Annotated in this window: 8 protein-coding genes; 5 read left to right on the top strand and 3 right to left on the bottom strand. The window is 62.5% G+C overall.

The genetic code is table 11. The features are described 5' to 3' along the window. Nucleotides 1–182: 182 nt before the first annotated feature. Together WS61_RS23205 and WS61_RS23200 are read right to left on the bottom strand one after the other, a co-directional pair. Nucleotides 183–608 carry a helix-turn-helix transcriptional regulator gene (locus tag WS61_RS23205; protein WP_157692775.1) on the bottom strand — a complete coding sequence of 142 codons (426 nt, stop codon included), beginning with the start codon at nt 606–608 and terminating at the stop codon, nt 183–185. Nucleotides 609–1325: 717 nt separating this feature from the next. Further along, nucleotides 1326–2246: an AAA family ATPase gene (locus WS61_RS23200; RefSeq protein ID WP_059503867.1), complete on the bottom strand. Its 921-nt coding sequence runs from the start codon at nt 2244–2246 to the stop codon at nt 1326–1328. 278 nt (nt 2247–2524) lie between these two features. Between WS61_RS23200 and WS61_RS23195 the strand changes: the two genes are divergently transcribed. The 3 genes from WS61_RS23195 (at nt 2525) to WS61_RS23185 (ending at nt 4432) form a co-directional block, all read left to right on the top strand. Then, nucleotides 2525–3232 (top strand): PadR family transcriptional regulator, encoded by a 708-nt coding sequence (locus WS61_RS23195; protein WP_059503865.1) that lies wholly within the window; start codon nt 2525–2527, stop codon nt 3230–3232. A 38-nt stretch (nt 3233–3270) separates the two neighbouring features. Continuing rightward, nucleotides 3271–4092 carry a siderophore-interacting protein gene (locus WS61_RS23190; protein ID WP_059503873.1) on the top strand — a complete coding sequence of 274 codons (822 nt, stop codon included), beginning with the start codon at nt 3271–3273 and terminating at the stop codon, nt 4090–4092. Nucleotides 4093–4246: 154 nt separating this feature from the next. Next, on the top strand, nt 4247–4432 hold the full coding sequence (locus WS61_RS23185) for a hypothetical protein (protein WP_059503871.1): 186 nt from the start codon (nt 4247–4249) through the stop codon (nt 4430–4432). Nucleotides 4433–4456: 24 nt separating this feature from the next. Here the strand turns inward: WS61_RS23185 and WS61_RS23180 are convergent, their stop codons facing one another. Further along, nucleotides 4457–5038, bottom strand: a complete 582-nt coding sequence (locus WS61_RS23180; RefSeq protein ID WP_059503862.1) for an undecaprenyl-diphosphatase — start codon at nt 5036–5038, stop codon at nt 4457–4459. 431 nt (nt 5039–5469) lie between these two features. On the opposite strand from WS61_RS23180, the gene WS61_RS23175 reads away from it, so the two are divergent. Next, nucleotides 5470–6210 carry an acetoacetate decarboxylase gene (locus WS61_RS23175; RefSeq protein ID WP_009687317.1) on the top strand — a complete coding sequence of 247 codons (741 nt, stop codon included), beginning with the start codon at nt 5470–5472 and terminating at the stop codon, nt 6208–6210. A gap of 51 nt (nt 6211–6261) precedes the next feature. Beyond that, nucleotides 6262–6353, top strand: a 92-nt coding sequence (locus tag WS61_RS34075) for an SDR family NAD(P)-dependent oxidoreductase (RefSeq protein ID WP_124488979.1), incomplete at its 3' end; no start/stop codon positions are given.

Raw genomic sequence — 6353 nt, 5'->3', positions numbered from 1 at the left:
GCTTGCCGCTCATCCTGACCTCCTCGGTTGCCATAAATTATGGCTCGAAGATGTCTACGAAAGGCTGGCCGGTCCAAGAAGGCTTGACGATATGGATCATCTGGACGAAACTACCGGCGTCAACTAGTGGTGCGTCCAGCCCACACAAGAAGCGGGGCAAGCCTTTGGGTTTGTCTCGCTTTTTACATTTTGGCGTCCTCCTTGCCTCTTCTGACCACGCGACCAACAATCGGTCGCTCCACCTCCTGGCCCATTCCGCTTCGCATTGCGATGACATCGCGAATCACGCGCATTTGTGCATCGGTCAGCCTGTCCAGGTCGTGCCAAAGCTCGCTGCAGAGACGATATACGTCGGCAGACGCCGTATGAGGAATCGTGAAGTGTCGTTGCGAGAGCAACAGGGTATCGTGCAGACTTGCGTGTTCGTCTTCCGTAAGCCGCAGACACGCTGACAGCCTGTCAACGATAGCTGGCGAAGGAGGGCCCTTCGTGCCGAGCTCAAGGGCCGAGACGTAGCTTTGCTCAAGCGCCATGGCAACTGCCAGATCCTTCTGACGGATGCCATAGCGAAGTCGGAGTGCGCGCAGTCGTTCGGAAAATGGGCTCAACGGTTCAACTCGGTGGAGAACATCTAAGTACGCCGAGATGGTACAACATCCCGGCTCGCCAAGTCAAATGTAAGCCTTTGATTTTAAATAATAATCCTATACAGCCCACTATAGGATACAGAGGACCGCGCTGCCGCACCGCAGGCCCATGCGCAATGCGCGCAGTTGCGGAAACGAACAGCATTGACGCCACCCGCGAAAGACCTACGTCGCCGGAACAAGTGAGGACACCGACACAACGTGCCAGCGGAGTCAAAGTGACACTGGGCCGGTCGCCTGACCACGATCGCTCCCTCCTACGTAATCACGGCCCCTTCATTCGATCAGGCTGCCGCGGCGTAGTATATGCAGAAGGCACTGACATCTGTGCATCATTGCGAGGATCCGGCGTTGCCGCTCTTTGCGCTACGCCGTCGCATGCTCCTTTCATGTTTCTCGGAAGCCAACTTGCTATCTGAATCGTCATCCTCCCGCCTCGCTTCGATCTCCGTCCGCTTCTTCCTTGAACCATAGCAGCGGACACCCCGTATCGCTGTCGATCCCAAATTACCGGGCGGCGGAACCGCTTACGTCGAAGAGACGTATCATCAACGTACAGACATCCGGCCAGGAGCTTTAAATGCCGATCAATAGTGGAAGCATTCAGCAAAGTGATGTAGATCTAGACGCTTCGCCAGCTGTAGTCGAGATGCTTGTTGCGCAAGTGGAAAAGATGGTTCAAGAGTCAGGGGATCCCAAGTGCTTTGACGCGCGGTCATGGTTACCGATGATTTCCTTTAACCGCGCATAGGTCGTCCCCACCAGATAGCCCTGCGCGTAGCGTGCATCGTCCTCATCATGTCGGGCTAACGTCTGGGCTTCATCACGTGCGGTCGCCTGGTCACGAGCGATGCCTTCACGTCTGAGTCGCAACGCCGTCTGTTTGTCGCTTCGAAGAACAAGTTCAGCATCCATCTGCTCGTTGAAATGGCCGACAAAGTCGTTGAACTTCTCCATGCCAAACAACGCCGCGATGAGCTCAGTACGTTGCGCCGGCGGCCGGGCGGCCATCCGGGAGAAGGCATCAATCCGGTTTTTTTCGATAAAACTGAATCGATAGCGGTCAGCGTCGGCAATCACCGGAATGTCATCGCCATTCGCGGTCGTCGCGACGAGGCGCGGCTCAATAAAGTTGCGCGTATGGATATTCGCGAGATATCGCCGCTCGTCGATACGCTTGAGTTCCGCCTCTTCAACCGCCCCCAATAGCCCACGTTCCAGTGCCTCGCAAAGACTGGTCTTCCCGCTACCGTTTGGCCCATAGAACAGGATCACTCGTCTGCGAAGATCGAACTGCTCTTCGCGCCGGAAGCCTCTAAAGGGGCCGACGGTCAGTTCCTTGAGTCGCCGCCATGGCCATTCTTCGGCTGCTGCAGGCATATCAATCTCGAGAAGTTCAGCGGGGCTCGCTGCAAGGTGCCGGCGAGCCAAACCGGCCAAAGCTGCCGATCGCGCATTCCGTTGCCGGGCAGTGGCAGCGATCTCGTCGAAATTGGCCAACACCATATTGGCAAAGCGCTTCGCCGCCTCGTTGACACCTTGCTGCGGATCGTGGAGCCAGCGCAAAAAAAGAACATAGTCCTGCTTGGCACAGCCCATCTTCTTATTCCCCCGAAGTCGCCGCGCAAGCCCCCTGCGGCATTTTGGCTCTTACTTTAAGCCTGACTAGTCGGCCCCACCAGACAAAAACGTTGGGAAGCGCATCGACAACTATTGAATAAGAAAACAATAGGTTTGTTCAAATTCTGCAAAAAAGGCCACCTTTTTTGCCAACCTACAGACACGCCCACACCCCATCCCACCCCAATAATTCCCCTTGACGCCCTATCTTTCGATATATATCTTTAGATATGTTTTACGACATATAGGACACGATCATGCGACACAACCACTTCCGCGGCCATGCCCGATGCGACGGTCATGGTGCGCATGCCAGCCCCGACTGGTTCGCCGGTCTCTGGTACGCGATCGGCCGCCACCGTCGCGGCCACGATGCGTTCGGTGGCGGCCCATTCGGCGGCCGGGGCGGGCGCGGCGGCTTTGGCGATTTCGGCGACGACGGCATGCCGCGCGGCCGCCAGTTCAGCTCCGACGATCTCCAGCTGCTGCTGCTCGCGCTGGTGGCCGAGCAGCCGAGCCACGGCTACGAACTGATCAAGGCGCTCGACACGCGCTCGAACGGCTTTTACAGCCCGAGCCCCGGCATGGTGTATCCGGCGCTCACCTATCTCGAGGAAGTCGGCTTCGTCGCGTCGCAAGCGGAAGGCAACCGCAAGCGCTATGCGCTGACCGACGCAGGCCGCGCGCATCTCGACGCGCAGCGCGAGCGCGTCGACACGCTGTTCGCGCGCCTCACGCACCTCGCTCGCAAGATGGAATTCATGCGCCGCGCGTTCGCCGGCGAATCGGCGGGCAGCGAAGCGCAGGACGAGTCGCAGGCCGGCTGGCTGCCGGAATTCGTCGAGGCGCGTCTCGCCCTCAAACGCGCGCTGCTGCACAAGAGCGCCGCCGATGCCGACGAACAGCGCCGCATCGCGGCCATCATGCGCCGCGCGACGGCCGAAATCGAAGGCGGCGGCGCGTGATCCGCGCCGCCCCGCCACCACTCAAGGAGAACGGATCGATGCAGAACACGTCCGAGCGCACCGTCACCCGCGTGCGCCACACACTCAAGTTCCGCCTGCTGCAGGTGCTGCGCGTGCATACCGTGACGCCGCATCTGCTTCGCGTCACGCTCGGCGGCCCCGATCTCGCCGATTTCGAATCCGCGTCGTTCGACGATCACGTGAAGGTCTTTTTCCCGCCGCCGGGCGCGGAGCGGCCCGCGCTGCCGACGCTCGGCGCGAACGGCCCCGAGTTTCCGGAAGGCGAACCCAAGCCGGTCGCGCGCGACTTCACGCCGCGCCGCTTCGACCGCGCCGCCTGCGAACTCGATCTGGAATTCGTGTTGAACCATCCGGGCCCTGCCTCGCAATGGGCCGCACAGGCACGCGTCGGCCAATGGCTCGGCATCGGCGGCCCGCGCGGTTCGTTCGTCGTCCCGACCGATTTCGACTGGCATCTGCTGATCGGCGACGATACGGCGCTGCCGGCCGTCGCGCGGCGTCTCGAGGAATTGCCGGCCGGTGCGCGCGCGGCGGTCGTGCTGGAAGTCGCGGATCGCACCGCGCAGATCTCGTTCGATACGCGCGCCGACGTGCATGAAATCTGGCGCTTTCGCGCCGAAGCCGACGCGGCGAACGGCGACGCGCTGCTGAATGCCGTGCGCGACCTGCCGCTGCCGTCGTCTGGCGACGGCTACGTATGGGCGGCCGGCGAAGCGCTGTCGATGCGCGCGGTGCGTCAGCACCTGACGGGCGAACGCGGCGTCGACAAGTCGCGCATCCGCGCGGCGGCCTACTGGAAGCGCGGCGCGGCGGCCGTGCACGAAACGCTGGAAGACTGACCGGAGGATGGGCGCCCGGCTGTCGGGCCGCTGAAACAATCGTGGCGCTGGCGCAGCGGCGGGCTTGGCATCGGCATCGCGGCTGGTATATATGTACGTGTGCGACGCCGCTGTCGGGCGACAGCCGCCGCAGCCCGCCCAGGAGCGCCCGGTCATGACAAAAGAAAGCCACGCTTCGCCTTTCCTTCGCCACCTGAAGATCGCCGGTTATTGCGGCCTCGCCGCAGTCGTTCTCGCGCTGTTCGTCGCGATGTGCGCGATCCTGACGGAAAGCGCCCGCGACCGCGATGCCGCGCGACATCCGGCCGAATCGGCCCGCACCGCCGGCTCGTCCGGCTGACGGCGCCCTGCCGCTTCCTTCCGCTTACGGCGCCTGCCGGCGCCCCATCACGGCCGCCTGCACCGAATCGCCGAGCCGTTCGAGCAGCGCGGTCGCGCGTTGCCCGTACAGGTGCGCGGCCAGCGCGCCCGCCGTGCCGACCAGCACGCCGCCCGCCATGTCCAACGGCCAGTGCACGCCCGCATAGACGCGCCCCCATGCGATCGCGACGGCCATCGCGGCCATCACCAAACCGGTGACCCGCGTCGTGCCGCCGAGCAGCAGCCCGACCGCCATGCTCCACGCGAACGTCATGTGATCGCTCGGAAACGAGCTGTCCGGCGCGTGCGGAATCAGCTGCGTGCCGACGCCGGCCATGAACGGGCGCGGCGAGAACCACACATGCCCGAGCACCTGCGCGAGCACGAGCGCCACGCATACGCCCACGCCGGTTTCGATCGCCTGGCGCCGCGCGGCGCGCGCGCCGACAATCCAGGTCAGCAGCAGCATCGCGGGTAGCGCATAGACGAGCCAGTCGGCGGCGAAGATCGCGAGGCGGGCAACGCCCGGGTGCGGTGCACCCCCGGCATTGACGGCGGAAAAGAGGGCGAGATTGAGGTTCTGCATGAATCCGGTTGCGTGGCGCGTAAAAGATCGGCCGGTTGCCCGGCCGGATGCGAACGAATGCTAGGGCACGGCCGCTTAAGCGGTGCTTAATGCGACAGTCGCCGAACAAGGCCGTGCGGCGAACGCACTTAGAGCCCGCACTGCAACACAAGTTCACACAATTGTCATATTGCCGCGCGAACGTCCCCGTAAAAGCTCACCACATCTCCCGTAAAGACTCACCTTTTTCACATGACGGCGTCATCGACACGTGCCACCATCGCCCGGCCGGCGTGCCATCAGGTCGTTTGCATCGTTCATCTCAATATTTACGCGTCGAATTATTCGAAATCGGCAACAATTAATTCCAGATGCGGCATCGCACAACGGCAACGCACAGGCATACGATTACGACCACTCATCCACGAAGCGATCAACAACAAGGAGTCCGCATGAAACCCAGCGATGTCCGATCGAAAGCGTTTGCGATGCCGTTGACCAGCCCTGCGTTCCCGATGGGCCCGTACCGTTTCGTCGATCGTGAGTTTCTGATCATCACGTACCGCACCGATCCGGACCGTCTCCGCGAAATCGTCCCCGAGCCGCTGCAGGTCACCGAGCCGCTCGTGCATTACGAATTCATCCGCATGGCCGATTCGACCGGCTTCGGCGATTACACCGAAAGCGGCCAGGTGATTCCCGTCGAATACAACGGCCAGCCGGGCGGCTATACGCTGGCGATGTATCTCGACGATCACCCGCCGATCGCCGGCGGCCGCGAGCTGTGGGGCTTCCCGAAGAAGCTCGCGTCGCCCACGCTGCACGTGAACACCGATCACATCCTGGGCACGCTCGACTACGGCAAGGTGCGCGTCGCGACCGGCACGATGGGCTACAAGCACAAGGAGCTCGACATCGACGAGCAGACGAAACGGCTCGCCGGCCCCAATTTCCTGCTGAAGATCATCCCGCACGTCGACGGCACCGCGCGCGTGTGCGAACTGGTGCGCTATTACATGCAGGACATCAAGATGAAGGGCGCGTGGACGGGCCCCGCATCGCTCGAGCTGGCGCCGCACGCGCTCGCGCCGGTGGCCGATCTGCCCGTGCTCGAGATCGTCGAAGCGCGCCACCTCGTCGCGGATTTGACGCTGGGCCTCGGCGAAGTCGTCTACGATTATCTGGCCCAGTAACCCGTCCGCAGTCCTTCTCCCTGTCAATCCTTTCACTACGGGAATTCGAACATGAGCAACCTGAATGGCAAGACCGCAGTCGTCACGGGCGCCGCGAGCGGCATCGGCAAGGAAATCGCGCTGGAGCTGGCCAAGGCAGGCGC

Source organism: Burkholderia sp. ABCPW 11, from assembly GCF_001523445.1.
Classification (GTDB): domain Bacteria; phylum Pseudomonadota; class Gammaproteobacteria; order Burkholderiales; family Burkholderiaceae; genus Burkholderia.
The sequence above is the reverse complement of the archived record's forward strand: the minus strand, read 5'-3'. Positions and strand labels throughout refer to the sequence as shown.